This is a genomic window from Streptomyces sp. NPDC030143, assembly GCF_055573695.1.
Genome location: NZ_JBVIAY010000023.1, coordinates 47,194 through 73,244, shown reverse-complemented (window position 1 = coordinate 73,244; position 26,051 = coordinate 47,194). Strand labels below are relative to the sequence as shown.

General features: G+C 73.1%; 22 protein-coding genes and 1 pseudogene. 9 read left to right on the top strand and 14 right to left on the bottom strand.

Features of this window, described 5'->3' with window-relative positions:
- Positions 1-40 precede the first annotated feature (40 nt).
- Positions 41-409, bottom strand: coding sequence for a GntR family transcriptional regulator (locus ACZ4YY_RS30660; protein WP_468297676.1), 369 nt, complete (start codon positions 407-409; stop codon positions 41-43).
- 71 nt (positions 410-480) lie between these two features.
- On the opposite strand from ACZ4YY_RS30660, the gene ACZ4YY_RS30655 reads away from it, so the two are divergent.
- Together ACZ4YY_RS30655 and ACZ4YY_RS30650 are read left to right on the top strand one after the other, a co-directional pair.
- Positions 481-1,407 (top strand): GNAT family N-acetyltransferase, encoded by a 927-nt coding sequence (locus tag ACZ4YY_RS30655; RefSeq protein ID WP_468297673.1) that lies wholly within the window; start codon positions 481-483, stop codon positions 1,405-1,407.
- On the top strand, positions 1,391-1,888 hold the full coding sequence (locus ACZ4YY_RS30650; RefSeq protein WP_468297670.1) for a ribonuclease FAU-1 family protein: 498 nt from the start codon (positions 1,391-1,393) through the stop codon (positions 1,886-1,888). Before ACZ4YY_RS30655 ends, ACZ4YY_RS30650 begins: the two co-directional genes overlap by 17 nt.
- 121 nt (positions 1,889-2,009) lie before the next feature.
- Here ACZ4YY_RS30650 and ACZ4YY_RS30645 read toward each other — a convergent pair whose 3' ends face one another.
- Positions 2,010-2,645 carry a class I SAM-dependent methyltransferase gene (locus ACZ4YY_RS30645; protein ID WP_468297666.1) on the bottom strand — a complete coding sequence of 212 codons (636 nt, stop codon included), beginning with the start codon at positions 2,643-2,645 and terminating at the stop codon, positions 2,010-2,012.
- Positions 2,646-2,785: 140 nt separating this feature from the next.
- Between ACZ4YY_RS30645 and ACZ4YY_RS30640 the strand changes: the two genes are divergently transcribed.
- A complete protein-coding gene (locus ACZ4YY_RS30640) occupies positions 2,786-2,920 on the top strand; it encodes a hypothetical protein (protein ID WP_389335050.1) in 135 nt (44 codons plus the stop codon).
- A gap of 12 nt (positions 2,921-2,932) precedes the next feature.
- Here ACZ4YY_RS30640 and ACZ4YY_RS30635 read toward each other — a convergent pair.
- From ACZ4YY_RS30635 to ACZ4YY_RS30625, 3 genes and pseudogenes are all read right to left on the bottom strand, one after another.
- Positions 2,933-3,419: pseudogene (locus ACZ4YY_RS30635) on the bottom strand (GNAT family N-acetyltransferase).
- Positions 3,420-3,774: 355 nt separating this feature from the next.
- The gene (locus tag ACZ4YY_RS30630; protein ID WP_468297663.1) at positions 3,775-4,638 is read right to left on the bottom strand and encodes an esterase/lipase family protein; all 864 of its coding nucleotides are present in this window, start codon (positions 4,636-4,638) and stop codon (positions 3,775-3,777) included.
- Positions 4,639-4,809: 171 nt separating this feature from the next.
- Entirely contained in the window at positions 4,810-5,256 is a 447-nt protein-coding gene (locus ACZ4YY_RS30625; protein ID WP_468297660.1) for a MarR family winged helix-turn-helix transcriptional regulator, read from the bottom strand.
- Between the two features lie 80 nt (positions 5,257-5,336).
- Between ACZ4YY_RS30625 and ACZ4YY_RS30620 the strand changes: the two genes are divergently transcribed.
- Positions 5,337-5,711: a cupin domain-containing protein gene (locus tag ACZ4YY_RS30620; RefSeq protein ID WP_468297657.1), complete on the top strand. Its 375-nt coding sequence runs from the start codon at positions 5,337-5,339 to the stop codon at positions 5,709-5,711.
- Positions 5,712-5,725: 14 nt separating this feature from the next.
- On the opposite strand, the gene ACZ4YY_RS30615 is transcribed toward ACZ4YY_RS30620, so the two are convergent.
- Entirely contained in the window at positions 5,726-6,694 is a 969-nt protein-coding gene (locus ACZ4YY_RS30615) for a DNA polymerase Y family protein (protein ID WP_468297652.1), read from the bottom strand.
- Complete coding sequence (locus ACZ4YY_RS30610; RefSeq protein ID WP_468297649.1) at positions 6,691-10,260, bottom strand: DNA polymerase III subunit alpha; 3,570 nt, start codon at positions 10,258-10,260, stop codon at positions 6,691-6,693. Before ACZ4YY_RS30610 ends, ACZ4YY_RS30615 begins: the two co-directional genes overlap by 4 nt.
- Before the next feature lie 131 nt (positions 10,261-10,391).
- Here ACZ4YY_RS30610 and ACZ4YY_RS30605 point away from each other — a divergent pair, with 131 nt between their 5' ends.
- Positions 10,392-11,495 (top strand): DUF3533 domain-containing protein, encoded by a 1,104-nt coding sequence (locus ACZ4YY_RS30605; protein WP_468297646.1) that lies wholly within the window; start codon positions 10,392-10,394, stop codon positions 11,493-11,495.
- Between the two features lie 11 nt (positions 11,496-11,506).
- Here ACZ4YY_RS30605 and ACZ4YY_RS30600 read toward each other — a convergent pair whose 3' ends face one another.
- From ACZ4YY_RS30600 to ACZ4YY_RS30580, 5 genes are all read right to left on the bottom strand, one after another.
- Positions 11,507-12,589: a S1 family peptidase gene (locus tag ACZ4YY_RS30600; protein WP_468297643.1), complete on the bottom strand. Its 1,083-nt coding sequence runs from the start codon at positions 12,587-12,589 to the stop codon at positions 11,507-11,509.
- A 286-nt stretch (positions 12,590-12,875) separates the two neighbouring features.
- Complete coding sequence (locus tag ACZ4YY_RS30595; RefSeq protein WP_468297640.1) at positions 12,876-13,781, bottom strand: S1 family peptidase; 906 nt, start codon at positions 13,779-13,781, stop codon at positions 12,876-12,878.
- 766 nt (positions 13,782-14,547) lie between these two features.
- The gene (locus tag ACZ4YY_RS30590) at positions 14,548-15,426 is read right to left on the bottom strand and encodes an LLM class flavin-dependent oxidoreductase (protein ID WP_468297637.1); all 879 of its coding nucleotides are present in this window, start codon (positions 15,424-15,426) and stop codon (positions 14,548-14,550) included.
- A 1,014-nt stretch (positions 15,427-16,440) separates the two neighbouring features.
- Positions 16,441-17,034, bottom strand: coding sequence for a GTP-binding protein (locus tag ACZ4YY_RS30585; protein ID WP_468297634.1), 594 nt, complete (start codon positions 17,032-17,034; stop codon positions 16,441-16,443).
- Positions 17,035-17,133: 99 nt separating this feature from the next.
- Entirely contained in the window at positions 17,134-18,381 is a 1,248-nt protein-coding gene (locus ACZ4YY_RS30580) for a DUF5685 family protein (RefSeq protein WP_468297631.1), read from the bottom strand.
- 314 nt (positions 18,382-18,695) lie between these two features.
- Between ACZ4YY_RS30580 and ACZ4YY_RS30575 the strand changes: the two genes are divergently transcribed.
- Entirely contained in the window at positions 18,696-19,133 is a 438-nt protein-coding gene (locus tag ACZ4YY_RS30575; protein ID WP_468297628.1) for a cell division protein SepF, read from the top strand.
- A gap of 60 nt (positions 19,134-19,193) precedes the next feature.
- Here ACZ4YY_RS30575 and ACZ4YY_RS30570 read toward each other — a convergent pair whose 3' ends face one another.
- Entirely contained in the window at positions 19,194-20,789 is a 1,596-nt protein-coding gene (locus ACZ4YY_RS30570) for an MFS transporter (protein ID WP_468297626.1), read from the bottom strand.
- Between the two features lie 258 nt (positions 20,790-21,047).
- Between ACZ4YY_RS30570 and ACZ4YY_RS30565 the strand changes: the two genes are divergently transcribed.
- Positions 21,048-22,214, top strand: coding sequence for a glycosyltransferase family 39 protein (locus tag ACZ4YY_RS30565; protein ID WP_468297623.1), 1,167 nt, complete (start codon positions 21,048-21,050; stop codon positions 22,212-22,214).
- 199 nt (positions 22,215-22,413) lie between these two features.
- A complete protein-coding gene (locus ACZ4YY_RS30560; protein ID WP_468297620.1) occupies positions 22,414-23,460 on the top strand; it encodes a phosphatase PAP2 family protein in 1,047 nt (348 codons plus the stop codon).
- 123 nt (positions 23,461-23,583) lie between these two features.
- Here the strand turns inward: ACZ4YY_RS30560 and ACZ4YY_RS30555 are convergent, their stop codons facing one another.
- Positions 23,584-23,799, bottom strand: coding sequence for an I78 family peptidase inhibitor (locus ACZ4YY_RS30555; RefSeq protein ID WP_468297617.1), 216 nt, complete (start codon positions 23,797-23,799; stop codon positions 23,584-23,586).
- A 423-nt stretch (positions 23,800-24,222) separates the two neighbouring features.
- Between ACZ4YY_RS30555 and ctaD the strand changes: the two genes are divergently transcribed.
- Entirely contained in the window at positions 24,223-25,914 is a 1,692-nt protein-coding gene (ctaD, locus tag ACZ4YY_RS30550) for an aa3-type cytochrome oxidase subunit I (RefSeq protein WP_468297613.1), read from the top strand.
- Positions 25,915-26,051 lie beyond the last annotated feature (137 nt).

Here is a 26,051-nt window from a genome sequence, read left to right as displayed (position 1 = left end):
ACGGGCGGCGCCCGCGGGCGGCGGGCCCCGGCCGTCGGGATCAGCCGCCGTAGGCCGCTCGCAGGGCGTCGCGCACGGCGGCCAGGGCCTCGTCCTCCGTCAGCCCGAGCCGGCGCACCCGCTCGGCGTAGGCCTGGCCGGCGGTCGCGGCCTCGCGCTGGGCCGCCGAGCCGGCGGCGGCGACGAACGTGCCGTTGCGGCCCCGGGTCTCGATCACCCCGTCGGCCTCCAGCGCCCGGTACGCCTTGGCGACGGTGTTCGCCGCCAGGCCCAGCGACTCGGCCAGGCCGCGCACGGTCGGCAGTCGGTAGCCCGCGGGCAGCCGCCCGGACCGGGCCTGCTCGGCGATCTGCGCCCGCACCTGCTCGTACGGCGCGCCGCCCTCATGGATGTGGATCTTCAGCGTCACGGCCCGATTGTCCCGCACCCGCCGGAAAACGGGAGGCGCCCGTCGGCCGCTCCCCCGTACCGTGCCCTCACATGACGGTCATCGTGCGCGATCTGCGCCCCGACGTACCGGCCGACACCGAGGGTTTCATCCGGGTCCGGAACCTCGCTCTGCCGTACCTGCTGTCCACCCCGGAGTCCGTGGCCCACGACCTGGCCCGCACCCGACCCGAGGCGCACGCCCGCAAGCTCGTCGCCGAAGTGGACGGCGAGATCGTCGGGACGGCGCAGATCGGCCTCGCCCACGACAGTCCGCAGCCCGGCCAGGGCTCGCTCAACGTGTACGTGGACCCCGCGCACACCGGCCGGGGCGCGGGCACGCTGCTGGTGCGGGCCGCCGAGGAGCACCTGACCGCCCGCGGCGCGACCCGGCTGTTCAGCTGGGTTCTGGACGAGCCCCGCCACCGCGCGTGGGCCGAGCGGCACGGCTACCGTCCGAGCCGCTCGGCGCACTTCCTGGTGCTGGACCTGGCGGGCGCCCCGCTGCCGCCGCTGCAGGACCCACCGCCGGGCGTCGAGCTGCGCACCGCCGCCGACTTCGCGGCCGACCCGCGCCCGATGTTCGCCCTGGACGCCGCGGTGGTCGCCGACGAACCGAGCGACATCGAGACGGAGTTCACCGACTACGAGGCCTGGATCGAGGAAACCTGGAAGCATCCCCTCCTCGACCTGGACCTGACCTCGGTCGTCCTGGTGGACGGCCGTCCGGTCGCCTTCAGCGCGGCCCACACCGACGGCTCCGGCCGCTACCACACGGCCATGACCGGCACCGTCCGCGCCTTCCGCGGCCGGGGCCTGGCCAAGCTCGCCAAGAACCACTCCCTGCACCGCGCCCGCGCGGCGGGGTACTCGGTGGCCCTGACGGGCAACGACGCGGAGAACGGCCCCATGCTCGCCGTCAACAAGTGGTTCGGGTACGAGATCCGCGCGACGGAGGTACGCCATGTCCGTGACATCTGACGCCTCGAGCCGGGTGGACGTCGTCCTGGTCAAGGCCGGCCGGACGAAGATCCGCTATCCGGCGGACCTGCTGTCCGACGACGGCACCCGCCTTGCCGTCCGCGCCCCGTGGGCCGGCGACGCGGTGCGCGACTTCGGCTTCGTGCGGTTCGAGGCGGGAGACGTCTTCACGGAGTACTACTGGCGCGACCGCTGGTACTCCGTGAAGGAGGTCCGGGACGCCACGGGCGCCCTGAAGGGCTGGTACTGCGACATCACCCGCCCGGCCGTGCGCACCGGCGCCGAACTGGTCGTCGAGGACCTCGACCTGGATCTGTGGCGCTCCGCCGACGGCACGGACGTACGCCGCCTGGACGAGGACGAGTTCGCGGCGAGCGGCCTCGCGGACCGTGACCCGCAGGCCGCGGCGGCCGCCGTCTCGGCCCTGGACCACCTGGAGTCACTGGCCCGGGAGGGCGGCTTCGAGGGGCTGTTGGGGTAGCCGGCACACCACCGAAGCACCGGCCCGCGCCGACGCGACGGCGCGCGGTCCCGCCCGTGCGGGCGGGCCGGCCTCGCCCGCTCGTGTCCCGCAGCGGGGCAGGGCCGTTCCGAGCCGCTGGTCAGTCGGCGGGCACAACGGTGGGCATCGCCGCCACCACCGCGTACCGCTCGTCCGTCACGGTTCTCCCCCACAGCCGCGCGTCCTGCGACAGCCGCTCCACGCGCGCCGGGCCGGCGAGCGGGGAGAGCAGGGCGGTGAGGCGGTCCGCGGGGACGCCGACCGGGCTCGTCGTGCCCCACACGCCCTCGACCAGCACGAGCCGGCCTCCGGGCCGCAGCAGGCCGCACCACTGCCGCAGGGCGCGCCCGGGGTCGGGCAGGGCCCACAGGACGTGCCGTGCGAGGACGGTATCGAAGCGCCGCTCGCCGACCGGGGGCGCCGACGCGTCCCCGAGCAGGAACCTCGCGTCGCGTCCCGCGAGCTTGGCGCGGGCCAGGCCGATCATGGCCGGGGAGAGGTCGACTCCGGTGACGCGGTGTCCCTGTTCGGCGGCGAGGAGCGACAGGCTGCCGGTACCGCAGCCGAGGTCGAGCAGATCGCCGGCGCGGCCGGGCAGCCAGGTGCGCAGCCGCCGCGCCCAGGCCGCGCGCACCTCGGGGTCGCGCAGTCCGTGGTCCGGCTCCTCGTCGAAGGCGGGGGCCTGTGCGTCCCAGTCGACACCGCCCGCGGTCGTCCCGTCACTCGTGTGTGCCATGCCCCCCAGAGTGACACCTGCCACTGACACTCGAATCGTGACAACCGCCACTGACAGAACAGGCGCCGATGAGGAACTCTCCCGGAACGGGTCTACCTCCGTGAGAACGCGGAACCCGGTAGTCCCTGAAGGAGGCAGCCATGCGCCGTACGACCGTGCAGAAGCCCCTGAAGAAGACGGACTCCCGCCGGCTCCGGGAAGAGGCGGACGAACGGCCCGCCGGGCGGCCCGAGGTGCGCAAGGACATCGCGCGCACCTGGTGGCCCGACGGCTGACCCCGGCTGCCGTCAGGCGAGCCGCTTGCGGTAGTGGACGCGGTCGTACGGACCGTCGACGCGTCTCTCCACGCGTTCGTAGCCGTACTTCGGACAGATCCTCTGGTTCTCCCACATCAAGGCGTTCGTGCAGAGCCTCACCTCGGGCAGGCCGAGGGCGCGCGCGTGTGCGTCCACGAAGTGCAGCAACCGCCGCCCCGACGCCCGTGCCCCGGGCGTCGGGGCGGACGGCGATGCCGTCGAGGAACAGGTGGTCGGCGAACGCCTCGACGACCACCAGGCCGACGACGGGGTCGCCGGTCACGAACACCCTGCCCGCGGCGACGTTCGCCGCGTGGTCCGTCACCCTGCCCGCGGCGACGTTCGCCGCGTGGTCCGTCTCCATGGGCTGCGGTACGACGCGAATGCGCTCGAGGTAGGGGCGGTACGCGGCGTCGGTCACCGCCCGCACGGCCGGTACGTCGGCCGCCGTGGCGGACCGGATCTCCTCGTGGGTCATGGCCCGCACGCTCCCTGCCTGATCCCCGTCTGAGCCCTTCCTCAAGGGGGCCCTAAAGATCGTCCCGGACCGTCCCCGGCAGGCGATTTCAGGGTTTCCTGGTTCCGGCACACATCACCGCCCGGTTCCGAGGAGTCCTGCGGGCGGGCGGGGACCCCGGTCTCGCCGAGACCGGCGGTGACGGCGGCGCGGGTACCTCGCGACGGGCGGCGCGACCGTGCCGGCGCTGGGCGCCGCGGTGCTGTCCGCGTCGGTGCACCGGCGGGCGGCGGCCGGCACGGCCGCTGACCGTCCTCGGTCCCGGGGCCTGACCGGCGGCTCAGGCCGGTCGGGCCCCGGCGGACGACCTGGCGCGTCAGCCGACCGCGGACGCGCAGGTCGTGGGGGTGGCGTGCGCCGGGTCCAGGGCGTTCGCCACCTCGTGGAAGGCGATCCGGTCGGTCAGTCCGAGCAGGGCGTGCTCGGAGAGGTCGAGCGGGCAGAGGTCCTGGACGAGGACGTTCCTGACGCCGGGGCCGTTGAGGAACTGGCTCCGGTAGGGCGTGACCACCTCGTCGTACCGGGTGGCGATGACGGTGTAGTGGACGCCCGGCACGGTGTCGCCGCCGGCGTTGAGCCTGTTCATGAAGTCGGATCCGGCGATCTGCTGGGCCAGTGCGGGGGTGGCGGCGGTGAGCAGGTCCTCGGCGCCGGGGAAGTACGGCAGCAGGCGGGTGAGTCCGCCGAGGGTGGTGCCGTGGTTGTTGGGCGCGATGCCGACGAGGGCGTTCACCTTGGCGGCTCCGCCGAGGAACCTGAGGTAGTAGCGGGGCATCATGCCGCCCTGCGAGTGCCCGACGAGGTCGGCCTCGGCGGCGCCGGTCGCGGCGAGCACCTCGTCGACGTGGGCGGAGAGCTGTTCGGCGGACCTGTCGATGGGGCCGAGGCCGTGGAAGAAGGGGACGCCCGGCAGTTGCCCGTAGTCGAGGGAGAACACGCAGTAGCCGCGGTGCTTCAGGTAGGGCGCGAGGGACAGCCAGTTGTCGACGGAGTTGGCGAGGGTGCCGTGGACGAGGACGACGGGGCGGGGGTGGGCGGCGGAGGGCTCGCAGTCGTAGTCGTTCCAGCCTCCCCCGCCGGAGGGTGCGGCGGCGTGGGCGGAGGAGGCGGTGGCGGTGGCGGCCGCGGCGGCCAGCAGTAGGGCGGCCAGGGGTCTGACCAGGCGCTTCCAGGGCAGCATCGCGTGATCTCCTTGCGACTCAAGGGAGGGTCGACGGCCTTACGCCTGGTGATCCGGATCACGAGGATGCTGTTCATGCGTCAAGTTACGGGCGAGTAGGTGAAGTGTGAAGTTACGCGTCGGTAAAAACTTCTCGGGGCAGCCGAGGGCGCAACATCCCCCGACATTCCGTCACCAGGCGGGCCTGAGGGGACCGTAGGGGGCGATGCGGGCCAAACGGTCGCGCAACGCGCGCACCTCACCCTCCCCCAGCACCTCGCCCCACCCCCGCACGACCTCGGCCGCCGCCTCCTCGGCCGCCCGGCTGCACTCCCACCCCCGCTCGGTGAGCACGATCAGCCGGGCCCGCGCGTCCCGGGGGTGCGGCCGACGCTCGACGTACCCCCGGCGGACCATATCGTCGACGAACTGGCTGGCGGCCTGCTTGGTCACTCCGAGGTGGGCGGCGAGGTCGGTGACCGTCGCCCCGTCCGGCGCGAGCCGCGCGAACGCGAAACCGTGCGCGGGGCGCACCCCCTCGAAGCCGCGGGCGACGACACCCTCGTTGATGCGCTGGGTGAGCTCACCGGCGACGGCGAGGAGGGCGGCGGACAGGGCCAGGGCGTCGGAGTTCTGCACGGGGGCATTGAAACACCCTTGACGAAGCAGTCAAGCAGCTTGACTATATAGTCAAGTCAATTGACCATTTGGAGGCCGTCATGCCCGTCGTCCGTGCGTCCGAAGCCGTCGCTCACGAGATCCACGGCGCCCGTTTCGTCTCCTACGCCCATCCGCGCACCGGGAGCCGGGATCTGGCCGCCTGGCGCGGCGAGATCCCGCCGGGGACGAAGGCCCCGGCGCACACCGTCAACCGGGAGGAGATCTTCCATCTGCTCGTAGGCGAACTGCTCCTCACCCTCGACGGCCGCACCGAGCGGATCAGGGCGGGCGACACGGCGATCGTCAACGCCGGCACGACCCTGGCCGTCGAGAACCCGACCGACCACACCGCGCTCACCTGGGTCACCACCTCCCTCGGCCTGGAGGCGGAGCTGGCCGACGGGACGCGGATCACCCCGCCGTGGGCCAACTGACCCGGCCGGCCCTCTCACGCCGCCAGCGCCCCCGGCATCACCGCCCGCGGTCCGAACCTCGCCCGCGCGCGGTCGGCGACCTCCTCGATGCGGCGGGCCTTCTCGTCGGCGGGGTCGAAGGTGAGCTGGTGGGAGGCCTGGTCGGCGGGGTCGAGGCCCTCGGCGCGCAGGGCGAGCGCACGGACGCGGGCACGCTGGAGACCGAGGGCCTCGTACAGGCCGTACGCCGCCCGCGTCAGATCCGCCGAGTGTGCGGTGGGTTCGCCGAGGGTGCGGCTGCGGGCGGTGGCAGAGCGGTCGGCGTAGCGGACGGTGAGCGTCAGGGTGCGGCAGACCTTCTCCAGGGCGCGCAGCCGGGCGCCGAGTTCCTCGGCGGCCGACAGCAGGGCCCTGCGATGGCGGTCGGGGTCCAACTCGTCGCGGTCGAAGGGCCGTTCGGTGGCGAGCGAGCGGGAGACGGCATGGGGGACGACCCGGCCGCGGTCGACGCCGTTCGCCTTCTCGTGCAGGTCCCGGCCCATCCGAGCGCCGACCAGCCGCTGGAGTGTGGACAGGGGCGCGGCGGCGACCCGGCCGAGGGTGTCGAGGCCGTACTCGCACAGGGTGCGGGCGGTGGCGGGGCCGACGCCGGGCAGGGCGGCCACGGGCTTCTCGGCGAGGAACTCCGCCACCGCGTCCTCGGGGACCGCGAAGGTCACACCGGGCCGGGCGTCCCGCAGCGCCATGCGGGCGAGCATCGTGCCCGGCCCGGCGCCGATCACGCAGTCGACGCCGTGCAGCGCGAGCGAGCGCACCCGGATCACGGAGGCCAGTTCGACGGCGCTGCGCCCGAAGTACCGTTCGGCGCCGCGCAGATCGGCCAGGGCCCCGTCCGGCGGCAGGGCCTCGACGACCGGTGTGAACTCCTCCAGGAGTCCGAGCAGCCCCGGCAGGGCGGCCTCGCGCGTCGGAGGCAGCTGGAAACGTACGCAGAGGATGGTCATCCCGCACTCCCCGGACTCTGGTGCCACAACTTCCTTCCCACCGCGGGCCCTTCGCCCGCGGGGCGCAGATCGGCCCAGGGGTGCATCTCGTACCCCGTGGGCATGCGGATGCGCCGCTGTCCCATCGCGTCCTGGGCGGCGGAGCCGGCCGGCGCGGGCCGCCCGTCCGACCCGGCGAGCCGCCTGCGCGCCGGCCCGTCGCCGTCCGCGGGCGAGGACCCGTCACCGTCGGCCGGCGCGGCGTCCGCCCCGGGCGGTTCGGCCAGCCGGGCCGCGACCCCGTCGAGCCCCTCCTCCCGCCGCACCTCCAGCAGTTCGGCGAGGTTCCACGCGGCGGCGCCCACCACGCTGAGGCTGCGCGGGCCGCGCCGCTGCACCACCCCGCGCACCAGCAGCAGCCAGGAGTGGAAGACGGTGTGGGCGCAGGCGTCGTGGGAGTCGTCGAAGAAGGCGAGGTCGACCAGACCGCTGCCGTCGTCCAGCGTGGTGAAGATGACCCGCTTGCCGGAGCGGATCGGCGGGGTCTGGGTCGCCGCCTTGGCGCCCGCCACCAGCACCGTCTCCCCGTGCCGCGTCTCGCGCAGCCGGCGCGCCGAGACCACGCCCAGCTCGCGCAGGAACTCCCGGTGGTCGTCCATCAGGTTGCGCGAGGCGTCCATGGACAGCACGCCCAGCTCGGCGCTGAGCCGTTCCGCCGAGGTGAGGTCGGGCAGCCCGGCGGGGGCCGTCCTCCGTCCGCCCGCCAGGGGGAGCTGCCCCCCGCCGGCCCCCCGGGAACCCCGGTGCAGCTCGGTCAGGTGCAGTTGCAGGTCGCGCCGGTTGGCGCCGAAGTCGTCCAGTGCGCCGACCTGGGCGAGCCGTCCGGCGATCGGACGGCTCGGGCGCGCCCGCTCCCAGAAGTCCAGCAGGGAGGCGTAGGGCTGCCCGTCCGCGATCCGCCGGGCCTCGGCCTCGCTGATGCCGTGCACGTCACAAAGGGCGAGCCGCAGGCCCCAGCGCCCCGGAGGGGCGGGGGAGGCAGCGGAAGCGGAGAAACCAGGGCCATCAGACACCAGTTCGATACGGTGGGCGACTCCCGACCGGTTCACGTCCAACGGCAGGATCGGCACCCCCCTCCGCCGCGCGTCCGCCAGCAGCAGCCGCTTGGGGTACATCCCGGGGTCGTGCGTGAGCAGCCCGGCGTAGAAGGCGGCCGGATGATGGGCCTTCAGCCACGCCGACTGGTAGGTCGGGACGGCGAAGGCGACCGCGTGCGCCTTGCAGAAGCCGTAGGACCCGAAGGCCTCGACGATCTCCCAGGTCCGCTGAATCGTTTCCGCGTCGTACCCTCGCGCCGCCGCGTGCTGCGCGAACCACACCTTGATACGCCCCTGTGACTCCGGTTCGGACAGCCCGCGCCGCACCCGGTCCGCCTCGCCCCGCCCGCAGCCGGTCATGACGGCGACGATGTCGATGACCTGCTCGTGGAAGACGACGACCCCGTACGTCTCCCTCAGCGGCTCCTCCAGATCCGGGTGCGGGTACGTGACCGGCGCCCGCCCGTGCCGCGCCTCGATGAACGGCCGCACCATGTCGGCGGCGACCGGCCCGGGCCGGAAGAGGGAGATGTCGACGACGAGGTCGTGGAAGGTCGCCGGCTGGAGCCGCCCGACCAGGTCCCGCTGTCCCGGCGACTCGATCTGGAAGCAGCCGAGCGTCTCGGTGGACCGGATGAGCCGGTAGGTCGCCGGGTCGCCGGCCGGCAGGGCGTCCAGGTCGATCCTGTCGCCCGTCGCCCGTTCCACCTCCGCGACCGCGTGCGCCATCGCCGACTGCATCCGCACCCCCAGCACGTCCAGCTTGAGCAGCCCGAGGTCCTCCACGTCGTCCTTGTCGAACTGCGCCATGGGGAAGCCCTCGCCGCTGGTCGGCATGACCGGCGTACGGGTCAGCAGGGAGGCGTCGGAGAGCAGGACCCCGCAGGGGTGCATGGCGACACCGCGCGGAAGGGCGTCGAGCGCCTCGACCAGCTCCCAGAGCCGCCCGTACCTCTCCTTCTCCTCCGCGAGCGCACTGAGTTCGGGCAGTTCCGCCAGGGCCGCCCGGGCGTCCCGCGCCCGGATGTGCGGGAAGGACTTGGCGAGACGGTCGATGTCGGCGGGGTCCATGGACAGGGCCGCACCGACGTCCCGGATGGCGTGGCGCACCCGGTACGTCTCCGGCATCGCGACCGTCGCGACCCGCTCGGCGCCGAACCGGTCGATGATCGCGCGGTAGACCTCCAGCCGGCGTGCGGACTCCACGTCGACGTCGATGTCGGGCAGCACCACCCGCTCCTTGGACAGGAAGCGCTCCATGAGCAGTCCGTGCTCGATCGGGTCGGCGTGCGCGATGCCGAGGAGGTGGTTGACGAGGGAGCCCGCGCCGGATCCGCGCGCGGCGACCCGGATGCCCATCCTCCGTACGTCGTCGACGACCTGGGCGACCGTCAGGAAGTAGGAGGCGAAGCCGTGGTGGGCGATGATGTCCAGCTCGCGGTGCATCCGCTCCCAGTACTCCCGGCGGCCCGCGTGGCCGCGCAGCACCATCCCCGCGGCGGCGCGCGAGGCCAGCGCCCGCTGGGCGGTGCGGCCACCGGCGCCGACGAGGTGCGGCTCGGGGAAGTGGACGGTGCCGATGCCGAGGTCGTCCTCGGGGTCGACCAGGCACGCGGCGGCCGTCGCGCGGGTCTGGTCCAACAGCCGGTGGGCGGTGTCCCGCCGGAAGCCCGCCGCCTCCACGATCCGCTCGGCCGCCCCGAGCATGGCGTCCGCGTCCTTCAGCCAGGCCTCGCCCGAGTCCAGTTCCCCGGTCGGATCGATCGGCACCAGCCGGCGGGCGGCGTCCAGGACGTCGGCGACCGGGCCCTGGCCGGGGTCGGCGTAGCGGACGGCGTTGCTGAGCACCGGCAGGACGCGCTGCTCGGCCGCGAAGCCGAGGGTGCGGGCGGCCAGCCGCAGCGAACCGGGGCCGGTGCCGCCGCGGCCGTGCCAGACCGCCTCCAGGCGCAGGGCGTCGCCGTAGGTCTCCCGCCAGGAGGCCAGCAGCCCGGCCGCGCGGTCCGGGCGCCCCGCGGCGAGGGCGCGGCCGACGTCGGAGGCGGGGCCGAGCAGGACGGTCAGACCGTCGCCGTGGTTGTCGCCCCGGGGCAGCACCGGGGTGTCCTCGGCCGTGTGGGCGGCGGTGACGAGACGGCACAGGTCCGCCCAGCCCCGGGCGCCGTCGCGGGCGAGGAAGGTGACACGGGGGGCCGACTCGTCGACGAAGACCCCGCCGCGCACGGGGGTGCGGCGCCTCTCCCCGCGTACGGCGGCCTGCCGTACCTGTTCGGGGGGCGTCACCGCCAGGTTCGCGCCGAACAGGGGGCGGACGCCCGCCCGCGCGCAGGCCTTGGCGAAGCGGACCGCTCCGGCGAGGGTGTCGCGGTCGGTGAGGGCGAGGGCGTCCATGCCCCGCTCGGAGGCGCGCTCGGCCAGCCGCTCCGGATGCGAGGCGCCGTAGCGCAGGGAGAACCCGGAGGCGGTGTGCAGGTGGGTGAACCCCGGCATCCACACCTCCTGCTTTCGAACATCAGTTCCGATCCCCACTCCCACCATAGACCAAATCCCGAACATCTGTACGACAGCCGTTCGGGCGCCCCCCACCTGCGCAAACATCCGTCGCCCCGGACCGTGGGGACATGACACCGACCGCCGGCACCGCGTCCTTCCTCGACGAGGTGAAGGACGCCGTCACCCCGCGCGCCACCCTGCTCGTCATCGGCGTGGTCGCCCTCCACCTGCTCTTCATCGCCTCCTACGTGGGGGCGCTGCACGACCCCAAGCCCAAGGACGTGCCCTTCGGGGTCGTTGCCCCGCGGGCCGCGGTCGCGCAGGCGGTGACCCGGCTGGAGCGGCTCCCCGGCGAACCGCTGGACCCGCGCGCGGTGGCCGACGCGGCGACGGCCCGGCAGCAGATCCGCAGCCGGGACATCGACGGCGCACTGATCGTCGACCCGGCCGGCACCACCGACACCCTCCTGGTGGCCGGCGGCGGCGGCCGGGCGCTCGCCGCCACCCTGGAGGCCCTCACCACCACCCTGGAGGCCCTCACCACCACCCTGGAGAGGTCCGAGGGCCGCACCGTGCGGACGGTCGACGTGGCTCCGGCCGACACCCGCGACGCCAACGGGCTGTCGTCCTTCTACGTGACCGTCGGCTGGTGCGTGGGCGGCTACCTGTGCGCGTCGATCATGACGATCAGCGCGGGCGCCGCCCGCTCCACACCGAGGCGCGCGGTCATCCGGCTCCTCGCCATGGCTCTCGTCGCGGTCGCCGGCGGACTCGGCGGCGCCCTGATCGTCGGGCCGGTCCTGGGCGCCCTGCCGGGCCCGGTCGTGGCCTACTGGGGGCTGGGCGCCCTGATCGTCTTCGCGGTCGGCGCGGCCACGCTCGCCTTCCAGGGCCTCTTCGGGCTCGCCGGCATCGGGCTGGTCATCCTGATCGTGGTGATCCTGGGCAACCCCAGCGCGGGCGGCGCCCTCCCGCCGCCCCTGCTCCCGCCGTTCTGGCAGGCGGTCGGCCCGGCGCTGCCGCCGGGCGCAGGGACCTGGTCGGCGCGCTCGGTCGCGTACTTCGACGGCCACGACATGACGACCGCGCTGCTCGTCCTGGTGGCGTGGGCGGTCGCCGGCATCGGGGTCACGCTGCTGGCCGCCGTGCTGCGCGGCAGGGGCGGGCCCGGGGCGCGCGGCCCGGACGCGGCCGGGCCGGCTCCCGTGGGATCCGGCCCGGCCGCGGGCTGAGCGGTCCGCCGTCAGCCGATCTGCGTACCGGTGGCCGACAGCGCCTCCGTCACCGGCTGGAAGAACGTCTCCCCGCCCGAGGTGCAGTCGCCGCTGCCGCCGGAGGTGAGACCGATCGCGCTGCTGCCCGAGAAGAGGGAGCCGCCGCTGTCGCCGGGCTCGGCGCAGACGTCGGTCTGGATGAGTCCGCTCACGACGTCGCCGTTGCCGTAGTTGACCGTGGCGTCCAGGCCGGTGACCGTGCCGGAGTGCACCTGCGTCGTCGAGCCGCTGCGGGTGACCTGCATGCCGACGGTGGCCTCGGCGGCGTCCGTGATGGCCTGCGTGGAGCCGTTGTAGAGGTTCACCTCGCTCGGGTGGTCCACCTCGGCGGTGTACTTGACCAGGCCGTAGTCGTCACCGGGGAAGCTGGAGGCCTCGTTGGTGCCGATCCTCGCGCCGGAGGAGTCCGACCAGGTGGAGACGGACTCGGTGCAGTGGCCGGCGGTCAGGAAGTACGGCTCGCCGCCCTTGACCACGTTGAAGCCGAGCGAGCAGCGTCCGTCGCCGCCGGTGATGGCGTCGCCGCCGGCGATGAAGGGCTTGAACTCCCCCTTCGTCCGCTGGAGCCGCGCGGTGCCGTCGAGGCCCTCGACGACCTCGGTGAGCTTCGCCCACCCGGCGTCGGAGACCGTGCGGTCGGCGGTGACGACGATCTTGTTCGTGCGCGGGTCGGTCACCCAGGCGGTGCCGGGGATGGCCGCGTCGTTCTTCAGCGTCGTGCGGGCGCCGGCCAGCTCGGCCAGGGAGTTCTCCACGAGTCTGGCCTTGGCGCCGGCCGCCTCGACGGTCTTCGCGGCGCTCTCGTCGAGCACGTTCACCACGAGGCTCCTGCTCGTGGCGTCGTAGTACGTGCCCACCGCGTCGGCGCCCAGGTCCGCCCCGAGGGTGGAGGCGAGCTTCCCGGCGGACAGGGCCGTCAGCAGCCGGGGCTCGGGGGTCTTCGGGGGTTCGCCGGCGTTCGCGGTCTGTAAGGTGACGCCCGCGGCGACGAGCGCGGCGATGCCCGCTCCTGCCATGACGGCCCGTCGTCGGGGTATGCGTCGGTGCTTCAACTCACGTCCTCCTGTGGGGGGTCGATCCGGACGGTGGTGGGGACCGTCCGGGCCGGAAGGCTGGTTGACGGGCGCCCACTCTTCCGAACCGCACAGGGAGCACACAAGGTCGCCCTCGGGACGCGCACACGGTGAGCACCGCGCACCCTCCGCGCCTTCACCTCCCCGTACGCGCCGTGGCGCACAGCACTGCGAACATCGCACGTGTGCGAACGGGACGAGCCCCCGCGCGCCGGAGGCGTGCGGGGGCTCGGGTGCCGCTGGTGCCCCGGACCGGGCCGGTCCGTCAGAAGACGCTCACGCCGTAGGCGTTCAGGGCCTCCACGACGGGCTGGAAGAAGGTGGTGCCGCCGGTGGTGCAGTTGCCGCTGCCGCCGGAGGTCAGACCGTAGGCCACGCCGTTGCTGCCGTAGAGCGAGCCGCCGGAGTCGCCCGGCTCGGCGCAGACGTTGGTCTGGATCATGCCGTAGACGATGTCGCCGCCGCCGTAGTTGACGGTCGCGTTGAGTCCGGTGACCCGTCCGCTGTGGGTGCCGGTGGTCGAGCCGTCACGGTAGACGGTGGTGCCCACGGTCGGGTTGGCCGCGCGGGTGATGTCCACCCCGCCCGCGGTGCCCGCCTTGGCGATCGAGGTGTTGCTGTACCGGACGATGCCGTAGTCGTTGTTCGGGAAGCTGGACCCGGTCGTCGGGCCGAGCACCGTGGTGCGACCCGAGTTGGCGTACCAGGTGCCCGCGCCGTCCGTGCAGTGACCGGCCGTCAGGAAGTAGTGGTTGCCCGCGCTGTCGCGGACGTTGAAGCCGAGGGAGCAGCGCCAGCTACTCGCATAGATGGCGTCGCCGCCCTGGATGTACTTCTGGAACCGGCCTTCGGTGCGCTTGATCGTCAGCGCGTCGGCGTTGGCGCCGGCCTGCTGCTTGATCTGCGCGATCTCGGCCTCGGACACCGTGCTGTCGGCCGTGACGACGACACGGTTGGTCTTGCTGTCGACGACCCAGGCGGTGCCCGGCACGTCGGCCTTCAGCACCGAGCTGCTGGCGCTCTGCAGTTCGGCCGTGCTGAAGGGGGTGGGCTCCGCCGCGCTCGCGTGGGGGATGGCGATGGCGGCCGCGGCGACGAGGCCGGTGGCGACGGCGGTGAGCCGGGTCCGTCTCGTGATGCCGCTGGTGGGGGTGGTGCGCTTGATCCTCACGTTTCGTTCCCTCCCAGGGGAAGTTGGGGGCCCGCGTGGGGTCGGGGCCCGTGAGGCGCAGTCGAGAACCACAGCGCGTCCGGAATCCGAACACGTCGTGACCCTGACAAGCGCTGAGGGGGAGTATTCGGCCGAACGGCCGGTCGGCACAAGAGCACCTTTCGGCCGACGGCCCATGAACGAAACTGTGCGAGATTGAACCCTTTTTGGCCTCCGTTGGGCCTTCCGTGGGCCACGTCGGCGCTGACCGAGACTCAGGGGTCTCCCTCACCGTGCGGTTCCCCGTCGTAGGGCAAGGACCGCCCCGGCGCCGGCCAGCGGGCGTCGTACGGCGTGGCCCCGACGTCCCGGAACGGGCGTCCGGCCTCGGCGTCCGGACCGACGTCGCTGATCCCCCCGCGTCCCCTCACCGACCAGCGCCACCGGCCTCCGCACGCCGTGCGGCCCGGCCCGCGGTCACCGCCCCCGGTCGGCGCCGAGCCGCCGCCTCCCGTCGAGCACGTCGCCGCCGACGGTCACCCCTTCGGCCGCGCGCGCGGTGAGCACGACCCCCTCCTCTTCGACCGCCGAACGCCGGGGATGTCCGGAAGTCGACCGTCCGGATGGTCCGCCGGCCAGTTGCGTCCCGAGGAGCGCGAGCGTCCCGTGGGGCGCCGCGACGGTCGCGGCGCGGTACTCCCGCCCCTCCCGCCCCCGCTTCCGGTCCCCGAACCCGGTCCGTCGTGCGGGTCGGCCCTTCCTCTGTCTCCGCCGGCCGTCCGCGCGCTCACGAGGTGCTGCCCGTCACGGACCGGTGGGCGGAACGGGCGAGGCCCAGATGCTCCCTGAGCGTGCTGCCCGGGTAGAACGTGCGGAACAGTCCCCGGTGCTGAAGCAGCGCCACCGTGCCGTTGACCAGCCGTTCGAGATCGCGCCGGGGTTCGACGGGCGTCAGGTGGAAGCCGTCGGCGGCGCCGTCCTGGTGCCAGGCCGCGATCAGTTCGGCGAGGTCGACGGGGCCGCCGCGGTACAGCGGCCCGCGCGCGGTCCGCCGGGGGCCGCCCCCGCCGTGGCCAGGTACCGCGGCGCGCTCGCCGTCGCCGAGGTCGACCAGCAGGCTCACCAGGACCCGCAGACAGCCGGGGTCCCGGCCGAACCCGGCGGCCTCGGAGCGCAGTTCGTCCCGCACGGCGCGGGCCTGCGCGGAGCCGGACGCACGCACCAGCACCACGTCGGCGTACCGGGCGGCGACACGGCGGGCGTTCCCCTCGGTGGCGTCGACCAGACGCACGGGGCGGCCCTGGTCGCCCTCGTCGCCGGGGACGCCGGTGACGGGCACGTCGATCCACCGGCCGGCCCGCCCCCGGCTCACCTCGTCGAGGGCGTCGAGGGCGTCGACGGCGGTGGCCCGGATGCGGACGGTCCCGGGGTGCGCGGCGGTGACCGTGGGCACCAGGCCGACGCGGTGGGTGGCGGACGCCACCCGGGACAGCACGGCCGGCGCGTCCGGCCCGGGCCGGTCGGGACCGTCGTCCAGCGTGACGAAGTCGAGCCCGCCGAGCTCGGCGAGCCTCGCCAGCTCGACGTAGGAGGCGACATCCTGCGCCCCCGGCTGGTCGACGGCGGCGGCCAGGTGCAGCAGGCCCCGGCCGTGCGGTGAGGTCATGGGGAGGAAACCCTTTCTGTCGATGCGGCACGACGATCCGTCGTCCCGCGGAACACACCGGCGGTCGAGGCGTCGCCGCCTCACGGCGTCCGGTGGACCGGCAGCGCCCCGGAAACAAGCGGTGCCGGGTGCGCCGGCGCCTTGCACGCTCACGGCGCCGGACGGGCCCGGCAGCGCCTTCGCACTCACGGCGTCCGGTGAACCGGCAGCGCCTTCGCACTCACGGCCGCGGTGCGCGGCCGGGTAAGAGCTCAGCGGTGCGAGGGAGACGGTCGCATCGGGACCGTGCGCGGGGACGTGACGGCGGCTCAGGTGGTCCGTGCTCGCGTAGGTACGTGGTCGACTCCCGTCGCGCGGCGCCCCCTTCGGCGTCCGAATGACCGGGGGCGGGGAGCACGAGGCCGGCGAGCAGGAACCGGGGGCGGCCCTCCGGCCGCAGCCGTCGGTGTCCTGCGCGGGAGCCGTCGATCCGCACGGCGCGCCGCGGACGGCGGTGGACGGCGGTCCGCTGCGGCAGCGGGGCGACGGCCCGTTCGTGCGCCGGTACGGCCGGTGCGGCGGGGGCTTCGGCGAGGGGTGTCGGAAGACATGCGAAGGCTCCGTGGCAGAAGGGAACACGGGTGGGTGCCTTCACACCGGTGCGCCGCGCGGGCGCGGTACGGCCGAGCCCCTCAGCAGGGCCGTCCACCGAGGGTACGGCGGCGTTTCCCGTCACTGTCAAGGCCGTCCACACTGTGAGCCGTACGTCTCGACTCGGTTGACGCACCACCGAATGCCTGTTCCACTTGGCTCATGCATCCGCAGCAGTGGCCGGTCACGCGCTCCCACATCGACTTCGGTCGAGTGTGGTCCTGTTCCTGTTGAGCCGACCCCACTGCGCGCCCTGACTCCCGGGCGCCGTTTCGCGTTCTCCCCCCGCTGAGCCCCGCCTTCACCCTCGCGCATCCCCCTCACCCCGCTCACCGGCACCCGAACTCCGCGGTCGGCGCCCCGCGGCCTGGTCCACCCAAGGCCTCAGGGCACCGTCGCCGCCCTTCGCCGCTCGGCCGGCCGGCCGTCCAACACCCGGTCCACCAACGCACCCAGCACGTCCCGCACGGAACCGCGCTCCCGCGCGTCGCACTCCAGCACCGGCACGACGGCGTCCAGGCCGAGCGCCTCCCGCAGCACCTCGGGCGGGAAGCGCTCGGCGCCGTCGAAGCGGTTGACGGCAAGGACGAAGGGTGCCCCGCGCGCCTCGAAGTAGTCGACGGCCGGGAAGCAGTCCTCGATCCGCCGGGTGTCCACGAGGACGACCGTGCCCAGCGCGCCCTCCACCAGTTCGTCCCACAGGAACGAGAACCGGCCCTGCCCGGGCGTGCCGAACAGGTACAGCGCGATGGTCGGACCGAGGGCGATCCGCCCGAAGTCGAGCGCGACGGTCGTCGTCTTCGACTCCACGCCGTCGAGCGAGTCGACCCCCACCGAGAGCTGCGTGATCGCGGCCTCGGTGTCGAACGGTTCGATCTCGGAGACGGCCGAGATGAACGTCGTCTTGCCCACTCCCAGCCCGCCGCTCACCACGATCTTCACGGCGAGCGGAACGGCCCTGTCAGAGCACCCCGGCATGGTCCCTGATCCCTTCGAGCGGCTGGAGCGGCGCGGCGGGTCCGCGATTCCCCGCCGTGAGATACGGCCGGGGGCCGCCGTGTGCTCAGTGACGACGCGTCAGCACGAGCAGTCGCAGGAGCAGCACTCACAGCATTCGCAGCACTGGCACGCCTCGCAGCAGGAGCAGTCGCAGTTGCCGCAGTCGCTGCACCAGCCCTCCCGCCTCCTGCGCGACCACGGACCCTCGAACTCGTCGGCGCAGCACACCTGGCAGGTGCAGCACAGTCCGATGGCGGCCGCACAACCGGCCAGCAGGCCCCGGCCCTGCCTCGGCGGTTCGCCGCCGAAGGGGTTGCCGGGGGTGCCGAAGGGGTTGCCGGGACGGCGTGGGTCGATCGGCCCCTGCGGTGCCTGCGGTCCCCCGGGCGGCACCGGCGCCCCGAAGGACCCCTCCGCCACCGCCGTGTGCCCGCCCTCCGCCACCGCCGCGTGCCCGCAGGACTCGGTGCCGAACGCCCGGTCCACCGAGCGTCGCAGCTCGTGCGCCAGGAGTACGTGGGCGAGCCTGCCGTCCGTGAACTCCACGTCGCGCAGGGCGAGCCGGATGCCGTGCAGAGCGTCGTCCGCGAGGCGCCGGGCCTCGGGGAGCGAGGTGCCGGTCGCCGTCAGCGGGTTCCAGGCGCCCGCCGCGGCGTCGGCGTGCCGGTCCTCGACGGCGTCCAGCAGGTGGGCGAGGCGACCGAAGAGACGTCCCGCCTCGGCGAGCGGTGCGACGTTCCCCGGCCGGCCCGCGAGGACCGCGGTGTGCGCGAAGGCCGCGGCGGTGGCGGTCTCGGTCGGCTCGGTGACCGTCAGCAGCGGCGTACCCGGCCCGGCGAGCGCCTCGATGCCGAGCTGCCGGTCCACGGCGTCCACCAGGACCGCGGTGTCGAAGCCGACGGCGGAGCCGGTGCGCTCCCCGGCCCGCCCCCAGCTCGTGGCGACGCGGCGCGCCGCGAGGGCGACCGGGCGGCGCGCCAGCAGCCCGTCGCCGTCGGCGACGTGGTCGCGCACCTTGGCGGCGGCGAGCACCAGCGACACGGCGGCCGCGAGCCGGGCGCCCTCACCCTGCGCGACGGAGGCGGTGCGCATGGCGCGCAGCGGGCAGGGGCCCGCCGTGCGCCGGCCTCCTGCGCGGCCTCCGTCACGCGCGGTCTGAGCCTCCGTCAGGACGGAGATCAGCAGCCCGTCGTAGTTGGTGACGATCCGCGCGAACTGTCCGTGGTCACCGCGCAGCGCGAGACACAGCCCGCACAGGTGCGCCATCCACTGGCTCCTGAGTCCTTCTCCGAGCCGGTGCCTGCACGGCCTGACGATTCCGAACACGACGATCCCCCGCGATCCGTACGACGGTTGAGCTGCCGCATCGTATCGACCGAAGGTCACACCGCAGCGGCACGCCCGGTTCACCCGTACGCACCGCCCGTCACCCGTACGCCGCGAGAAATCATATTTCACTCACAGTCAGCAGCCGTGTAGGGCCGGACCCTTGGGGCACACGGACTCTCGACGGATCGGCTGTGCACCAGTACCGTCACAAACCCCCCGCGCGGCGTCTATCCACTTGGCGCGACATCCGCATCATGGACGACCATGGGGAATGCGGAAAGCAAGAAAGACCGCTGTGAGAGGAGGCGTCCATGGGATCGGTACGCAAGGCGAGTGCCTGGCTTGGCCTCGTCGACGACAACGATGACGAGCGTTACTACGACGACGACTATTCCGAGGGGACAGACTCCGGCGACGCCTGGGTCACCGACCCGCGCGTGAAGGTCGCCAGCGACACGGCCGAGGAGAAGGGCCGCCGGATCGGCACGGTCACCCCGGACAGCTTCCGGGACGCGAGAGCCATCGGCGAGCTGTTCCGTGAGGGCGTCCCGGTCATCATGAACCTGACGGCCATGGAGCCGGCCGACGCCAAGCGCGTCGTGGACTTCGCGGCCGGACTGATCTTCGGACTGCGCGGTTCGATCGAGCGGGTGTCCACGCGGGTGTTCCTGCTGACCCCGGCGCACACCGAGATCGTGAACGGCGACCCGGCCGCGCGCCGCGCGGACGGTTTCTTCAACCAGAGCTGAGGCAGGGCCGCTCACCGGCCCTGCCCCCTCGGGGGCCGACGGCGGGTCGGGCGGCGTGGGTCAGGCGGAGACGCGGGACTCCGCGACCTCCCTCGGCGAGGGCAGCTCCACCGCGCTCGCCTCGCACTGCATCGCCCGCGGCAGCCGCAGCGCCATCACCGCCCCGAGCAGCAGCAGCCCCGCACTCACCAGCAGCGTGATGTGCAGACCCTGCACGAAACAGTCCCGGGCCACCCGCCGCAGCGCCTCACCGGCCGAGCCCCCCAGACGCCCGGCCACGTCGTAGGCCTCCCCCAGCGAGCGCCCGGCCGAGGCCGACGCCGACGCCGGCACCCCGGGAACGGACGACACCCCGGGAGCGTACGCCGCGTTCATGACGGTGCCCAGCAGCGCGATCCCGATGCCCGCCCCCAGCTGGTACGACGTCTCCCCGATCGCCGCCGCCCCGCCCGCCTGCTCCGGCGGAGCCTCGCTCAGCATCGACTCGTACGCCGCGAACAGCGTCGTCTCCAGCCCGAACCCCAGCAGCACGAACCCGAACACCAGCAGCCCCGCGTCGTCCTCCTGGCCCATCGCGGTCAGTGTCAGCACCGCCGCCGCCGTGAGGCAGAAGCCCCCGCACACCATCCGCCGGGGCCCGAACCGCCGCAGCAGCCGCGCCCCCGCCAGCCCCGCCGCCATCGCCGCGAAGGTCAGCGGCAGCAGCCGCAACCCCGTCTCCAGGGGGGAGAGTCCCAGCACCAGCTGGAGGTACTGCGCCGCGATCAGTTCCAGACCCACCAGCGCCAGCATCGCCAGCACGATGCACCCCACCGACGTGCTGAACGCCGGCCGGGCGAACATGCGCAGGTCCACCAGCGGATGCTCACGCCGCCGCTGGCGCCGTACGAACGCCACGAGCAGCGCACCGCCCACCACCAGGGGCACCAGGGTGAACGGGCCCAGTTCGCCGCCGCCCAGCCGCTTCACGCCCAGCACCACGCAGAACAGCCCGGCCGCCGCCATCAGGGCACCCACGACGTCCCACGGCCCCTCGCCCGTGCCCTTGGACTCCGGCAGCAGCAGTCGCCCCACCGGCAGGCTGACCAGCATCAGCGGGATGTTGACGAGGAACACCGAGCCCCACCAGAAGTGCTCCAGCAGGAAGCCTCCGAGCAACGGCCCCGCCGCCGCGCCGACCGCGGCGACCGCGCTCCAGACACCGATCGCGAGTGCCCGTTCGCGGCGGTCGGGGAAGACCTGCCGCAGGATCGACAGCGTCGCCGGCATGATCATCGCGCCGCCCACGCCGAGCAGGGCCCGGGCGACGATGAGCATCCGGGCGTCGCCCGCGAAGGCCGCGAGCGCGGAGGCGAGGCCGAACAGCGCGTACCCGAGGAGCAGGACCCTTCTGCGGCCGACCTTGTCGCCGAGCGTGCCGAAGAGGATCAGCAGCGAGGCGCAGACCAGTGGATAGGTGTCGACGATCCAGAGCAGCTCGATGGCGCCGGGCCGGAGGTCCTCGGTGACGGCGGGCGCCGCCACGTGCAGCACGGTCGCGTCGACGGCGACCAGCAGCAGGCTGACGCACAGCACCACCAGCACGACCCAGCGGTTGGCACCGGCCCCGGCCGCCCGACGGCGCAGCCGAACGGCAGCCGTGGTCGTCCCGGACATGTACGTACCTCCCAGGTGTTTCCTCGGGTTCGGCGGGCTCACGGGACGGGGGCTCCCGCGGCTCGGCCGGAGAGGAGCGGTGGTCTCCGGCCCGCGCAGACGAACGACGAGTGACACGCAGCGTACGCGAGTTCCCGGCTCGGCCACGTGGCGGACCTCTCACCCTTCCGGAGCAACCGTGTGGCGTACGCCACTTCCCTCACGGTCCGTACAACCCGGCACACCCTGCGCAGGCCCGCCCGGCCGATAATCGGGTCCGTGACCGATCTTGAAACGCGCGTGGCGCACCGCGGCTCGGCGGCCCTGCGCCGGGCGGCACCGGCCCTGCTCGGGTACGCGGCCGTCCGCGCCGTGGGGCTGCTCGTCCTCGCCGTGTGGAGCGCCGCGCGCGACAAGAGCGCGTACACCCTTTTGACGGCCCGCTGGGACTCCCTGTGGTACACGAGGGTCGCCGAACTGGGCTACGGCTACGAGGTGCGGCTGCCGAACGGCGACGTCCACTCCAACCTGGCCTTCTTCCCGTTGCTGCCGTGGCTGGAGCGGTGGCTGCACGCGGTGACCCCGCTGTCGTACGCGGACGCCGGCTTCACCGTCTCCCTGCTCGCCTCGCTCGCGGCGGCCTGGGGGATCTTCGCGGTCGCCGACCGGGTGTACGGGCGTCGCGCGGGGGTGTGCGCGGTGCTGCTGTGGGCGGTGCTGCCGGTCGGGGTCGTGCAGTCGATGGCGTACAGCGAGTCGCTGTTCACCGCGCTGGCCGCGTGGTCGCTGTACGCGGTGCTGGGCGGCCGGTGGGTGACGGCGGGGGTGCTGGCGTCGCTGGCGGGTCTGACCCGGCCGGTGGGGGTCGCCGTGGTGGCGGCGGTGTGGGCTGCGGGCATCGCCTCGTTCGTGCGCGAGCGCCGCGGCGCACCGGCCGAGGGCACCGCCGGGGCCGTACGCGCCCTCGGCATGCTGCTCGCGCCGCTGGGGACCGCCGGTTACGTCCTGTGGGTCGGCCACCGCACCGGCCGGGGACCCCTCGGCTACCTCGACGTGCAGGCGGGCTGGCGCAACGGCTTCGACGGCGGCCACGCCTTCGCCCGGTTCGTCCTCGACAAGTTCACGTCGCTCCCGTCGGCCCTCGCGGGGCTGGCCCTGGTCGTCGGTGTCGCCCTGCTGATCCGGCTGTACCTCGCCGGTGTCCGCGGGCGCCAGCCGCTCGCGCTGCTGGTGTACACGGGTGTGGTCCTGGTCCTCGCGCTGTGCGCGTCGAGCTACTTCGGCTCGAAACCGCGCCTGCTGCTGCCCGCCTTTCCGCTGCTGCTGCCGCTCGCCCTGACGCTGGCGCGGCCGCGGACGGCCGGGGCCGCCGCGGTGCTGGCCGCCGTGGCGACGGCCTCGGCCGTGTACGGGGCGTGGTGGCTGAACGGGTCCGGGCCGCCCTGAGCGACTGACGGTGAACACATTCATACTTTCCCTAAAACTGTCCCCCCAGAATGATCAAAGGAATTGAAGGGATCGGCGCGAGCCCATTGGCTAATGGCCAGGAATAACGGCCGCCTTGAGAGTAATCCCACATCACATCGTCATCACAAAGCCGTGGAATCGGCGGGGAACAGAGCTCACTCGCTGTAACGTCGATTGGGTGCGTACCGAACGAAACCTCACCCGTCTGGACCGGGTGTTCGCCAGACTCGACCGCGAGCCGGAACGGCCGACCCACCTCGACGAGCCGAAGATGAGCCGGCACCGGGTCGCGCTGCTGGCCTCGACGCTGGTGTTCTACGCGGCCATCATCTGGCTCGTGGTGATCACGTCGTGGCTGGTCCGCCTCGACTGGCAGGTCATGTTCTTCCGGCCGTACCAGCAGTGGTCCGAGATCCACTGGTTCGTCGACTACTACGTGGTGCTCGGCCAGCGCGGCCCGACGGCCGTGATGGTCGCGGCCTGGCTCGGCTGGAGATCGTGGCGTCAGCACACCCTGCGTCCGCTGCTCGCCCTCGGCGTCTCGCTGCTGCTGCTGAACATCACCGTCGGCGCCGCGAAGATCGGCATGGGCCGTCTCGGACCGCACTACGCCACCACCATCGGCTCGAACGAGATGTGGCTGGGCGGCGATATATTTCCCAGCGGCCACACCGCCAACGCCGTCGTGACCTGGGGAATCCTGGCCTATCTGGCCTCCACCCCGAGAGCCCGCCGCTGGCTGTCCGCGCTCTCCGCCGTGACCTCGCTCGGGGTCGGGCTGGCCACCGTCTACCTCGGTACGCACTGGCTGAGCGACGTGCTGCTGGGCTGGGCGGCGGGGCTGCTGATCCTGCTGGCGCTGCCGTGGTTCGAGCCGCTGATCGCCCGCGCCGAGGTCAGGATCCTCGACCTGCGCGACCGTCGGCGTGCCCGTGCCGCAGGTACGGTGCCCGCGCCGGCCCCCGTCCCCGTGCCGGTGGCGCTCACGACGCGCACCCCGGTCCAGGACGAGGAGGTCTGCTCGGCCTGCGACGCGGCCACGCCGAGCCGTGCGCCCAGGTCACCGGTGTACCTGGCGCCCGGCGCGCACACCATCCGCTCGGAGCACGCCCTGCGCCCGGAGCGCACCCCGGTCGCCCCTGGCGGCAGCCGTCGCCCGCCGCACCCCGACCGCCTCCCGCGCGGTACGGCCACCCCGGCGGCCCGCCCCCTGACCGGCGGCTGAGCGGCGGCTGAGCGGCGGGGCCGCCGGTACGCACAGCCCGGCCCCGCGCACGAATGCCCCGGCTCCTGGTCCAGGAGCCGGGGCATTCGTCGTCGGCCGGGGTCGTGCGGCGTCGCCGGGTCCTCAGCCCTTCCAGGCTTTCGCCACGCGCCCGTCGCTCACCTCGAAGTTCAGCCGGCCCACCCGGTACTCCATGGTGATGATCGTCCCGGGCGCCAGCGAGCGCACCGTCGACCACCCCCGTTCGCGGGCGAGCCGCTCGGCCCGCTCGGTCTCGAGGCCGACATAACCGTCCGGACTGTCCTGGGGCTCCGCGGGCGGAGTGGGAATCGGTGCCATACCGCCACGCTAGGCCGAGGGCGGCCTTCCGGGAACCCCGGACCGGAGATGTGGATCACTCCGGTCACACTTCTGTCACAGGATCACGACACGCGTTTCGGCCTAACCCCGTCACACGTACGAGCGGTTTCGTACGCCTTCCGCAGGTATTCGAACCCAATTACCGCGTGTCGTCGCGACTCACCGAAAAGCGCGGCGGAAAGTTCCCGGAGAACCGTCCCGAACCCGCTTTGCATTTGGATTCCGCAGGGGCTGTCCGGGAGCCGGATCCTCATGGGAAATACACGGCTCCCCCACATCACCTCCGCACATCCCCTGTCGGAGCGTGCGTCGGCGCGAGCATCATGACGACAGCTCGCGGACACCCGAGCCGCGCGGGCGACGGCGGGCCCGGGGCGCGAGAAGCGAAGGGGCGAGCGAGCGATGGGGACGCAGACCGAACCGGCTGCTGCGCGATCCGCGGCGACCAGGCGCTACGGCCGGGTGGTCGTCGACTGGCTGACCACCACCGACCACAAGAAGATCGGGCACCTCTACCTGATCACGTCGTTCGCGTTCTTCCTGATCGGCGGGGTCATGGCGCTGGTCATGCGGGCCGAGCTCGCCCGGCCCGGGCTGCAGATCGTGGACAACCAGCAGTTCAACCAGCTCTTCACACTGCACGGCACGATCATGCTGCTGCTCTTCGCGACCCCCACCTTCGCCGGGTTCGCCAACGAGATCATGCCGCTCCAGATCGGCGCGCCCGACGTCGCCTTTCCACGGCTGAACATGTTCTCGTACTGGCTGTTCCTGTTCGGCGGGCTGATCGTGCTGGGGTCGCTGCTGATCCCGGAGGGGCCGGCGGCGTTCGGCTGGTTCGCCTACGCGCCGCTCAACGACTCCGCGTTCTCGCCGGGTCTGGGACCCGACCTGTGGATCATGGGCCTGGCGCTGGCCGGGTTCGGCACGATCCTCGGCGCGGTCAACTTCATCACCACGATCATCGGGATGCGCGCCCCCGGCATGACGATGTTCCGGATGCCGATCTTCACCTGGAACACGCTGTTCACGTCGATCCTGATCCTGATGGCGTTCCCGGTGCTGGCGGCCGCGCTGCTGGTCCTGGAGGCGGACCGGCGGTTCGGTTCGCACGTCTTCGAGGCGGCCAACGGCGGGGCGCTGCTGTGGCAGCACCTGTTCTGGTTCTTCGGGCACCCGGAGGTGTACATCATCGCGCTGCCGTTCTTCGGCATCATCACGGAGATCATCCCGGTCTTCAGCCGCAAGCCGATCTTCGGCTATCTGACGCTGGTCGGCGCGACCATGGCGATCACCGGGCTGTCGATGGTGGTGTGGGCGCACCACATGTTCGCCACGGGCGCGGTGCTGCTGCCGTTCTTCTCCCTCATGTCGTTCCTGATCGCGGTGCCGACGGGCGTGAAGTTCTTCAACTGGACCGGGACGATGCTGAGGGGCTCGGTGTCCTTCGAGACGCCGATGCTGTGGGCGGTGGGCTTCCTGGTGACGTTCCTGTTCGGCGGTCTGACGGGGGTGATCCTGGCGTCGCCGCCGCTGGACTTCCACGTCACCGACACCTACTTCGTGGTGGCGCACTTCCACTACGTCGTCTTCGGCACGGTGGTCTTCGCGATCTTCGCCGGGTTCTTCTTCTGGTGGCCCAAGTTCACCGGCAGGATGCTCGACGAGCGGCTCGGGAAGATCCAGTTCTGGACGCTGTTCGTCGGCTTCCACACCACGTTCCTGGTCCAGCACTGGCTGGGCGCCGAGGGGATGCCCCGCCGCTACGCCGACTACCTGGACGCGGACGGCTTCACCGCCCTGAACACCGTCTCCACGATCGGCTCCTTCCTGCTCGGCCTGTCGACGCTGCCGTTCCTCTACAACGTCTGGAAGACCGCCCGGTACGGCGTGAAGGTCGAGGTCGACGACCCGTGGGGGTTCGGCCGCTCCCTGGAGTGGGCCACCTCCTGTCCGCCGCCCCGGCACAACTTCACCACCCTGCCCCGGATCCGCTCGGAGTCCCCGGCGTTCGACCTGCGGTACCCGGAGTACGCGGCGGAGATCCCGCAGCCCGAGCCGAAGAAGCACCAGGCGGGCGGCGAGTCGTCCTGACGCCTCCCCCGGCTCGGCGGCCCCTCAGGGGGCCCTGCACGGTGAGCGCCTGATCAGGCCGCGTGATCCGGTGCCGTGCATCGCAAGGCGCCGGCGAGTACAAGCGGAGCGACCAGGGCTCTCCGGCAACGCGGCGA

Bases quoted from the DNA above. Each gene is read 5' to 3' on its own strand.
- ACZ4YY_RS30655 (WP_468297673.1), top strand. From the start codon at position 481: ATGACGGTCATCGTGCGCGATCTGCGCCCCGACGTACCGGCCGACACC.
- ACZ4YY_RS30650 (WP_468297670.1), top strand. From the start codon at position 1,391: ATGTCCGTGACATCTGACGCCTCGAGCCGGGTGGACGTCGTCCTGGTC.
- ACZ4YY_RS30645 (WP_468297666.1), bottom strand. From the start codon at position 2,645: ATGGCACACACGAGTGACGGGACGACCGCGGGCGGTGTCGACTGGGAC.
- ACZ4YY_RS30640 (WP_389335050.1), top strand. From the start codon at position 2,786: ATGCGCCGTACGACCGTGCAGAAGCCCCTGAAGAAGACGGACTCCCGC.
- ACZ4YY_RS30630 (WP_468297663.1), bottom strand. From the start codon at position 4,638: ATGCTGCCCTGGAAGCGCCTGGTCAGACCCCTGGCCGCCCTACTGCTG.
- ACZ4YY_RS30620 (WP_468297657.1), top strand. From the start codon at position 5,337: ATGCCCGTCGTCCGTGCGTCCGAAGCCGTCGCTCACGAGATCCACGGC.
- ACZ4YY_RS30615 (WP_468297652.1), bottom strand. From the start codon at position 6,694: ATGACCATCCTCTGCGTACGTTTCCAGCTGCCTCCGACGCGCGAGGCC.
- ACZ4YY_RS30610 (WP_468297649.1), bottom strand. From the start codon at position 10,260: ATGCCGGGGTTCACCCACCTGCACACCGCCTCCGGGTTCTCCCTGCGC.
- ACZ4YY_RS30605 (WP_468297646.1), top strand. From the start codon at position 10,392: ATGACACCGACCGCCGGCACCGCGTCCTTCCTCGACGAGGTGAAGGAC.
- ACZ4YY_RS30590 (WP_468297637.1), bottom strand. From the start codon at position 15,426: ATGACCTCACCGCACGGCCGGGGCCTGCTGCACCTGGCCGCCGCCGTC.
- ACZ4YY_RS30585 (WP_468297634.1), bottom strand. From the start codon at position 17,034: ATGCCGGGGTGCTCTGACAGGGCCGTTCCGCTCGCCGTGAAGATCGTG.
- ACZ4YY_RS30575 (WP_468297628.1), top strand. From the start codon at position 18,696: ATGGGATCGGTACGCAAGGCGAGTGCCTGGCTTGGCCTCGTCGACGAC.
- ACZ4YY_RS30570 (WP_468297626.1), bottom strand. From the start codon at position 20,789: ATGTCCGGGACGACCACGGCTGCCGTTCGGCTGCGCCGTCGGGCGGCC.
- ACZ4YY_RS30555 (WP_468297617.1), bottom strand. From the start codon at position 23,799: ATGGCACCGATTCCCACTCCGCCCGCGGAGCCCCAGGACAGTCCGGAC.
- ctaD (WP_468297613.1), top strand. From the start codon at position 24,223: ATGGGGACGCAGACCGAACCGGCTGCTGCGCGATCCGCGGCGACCAGG.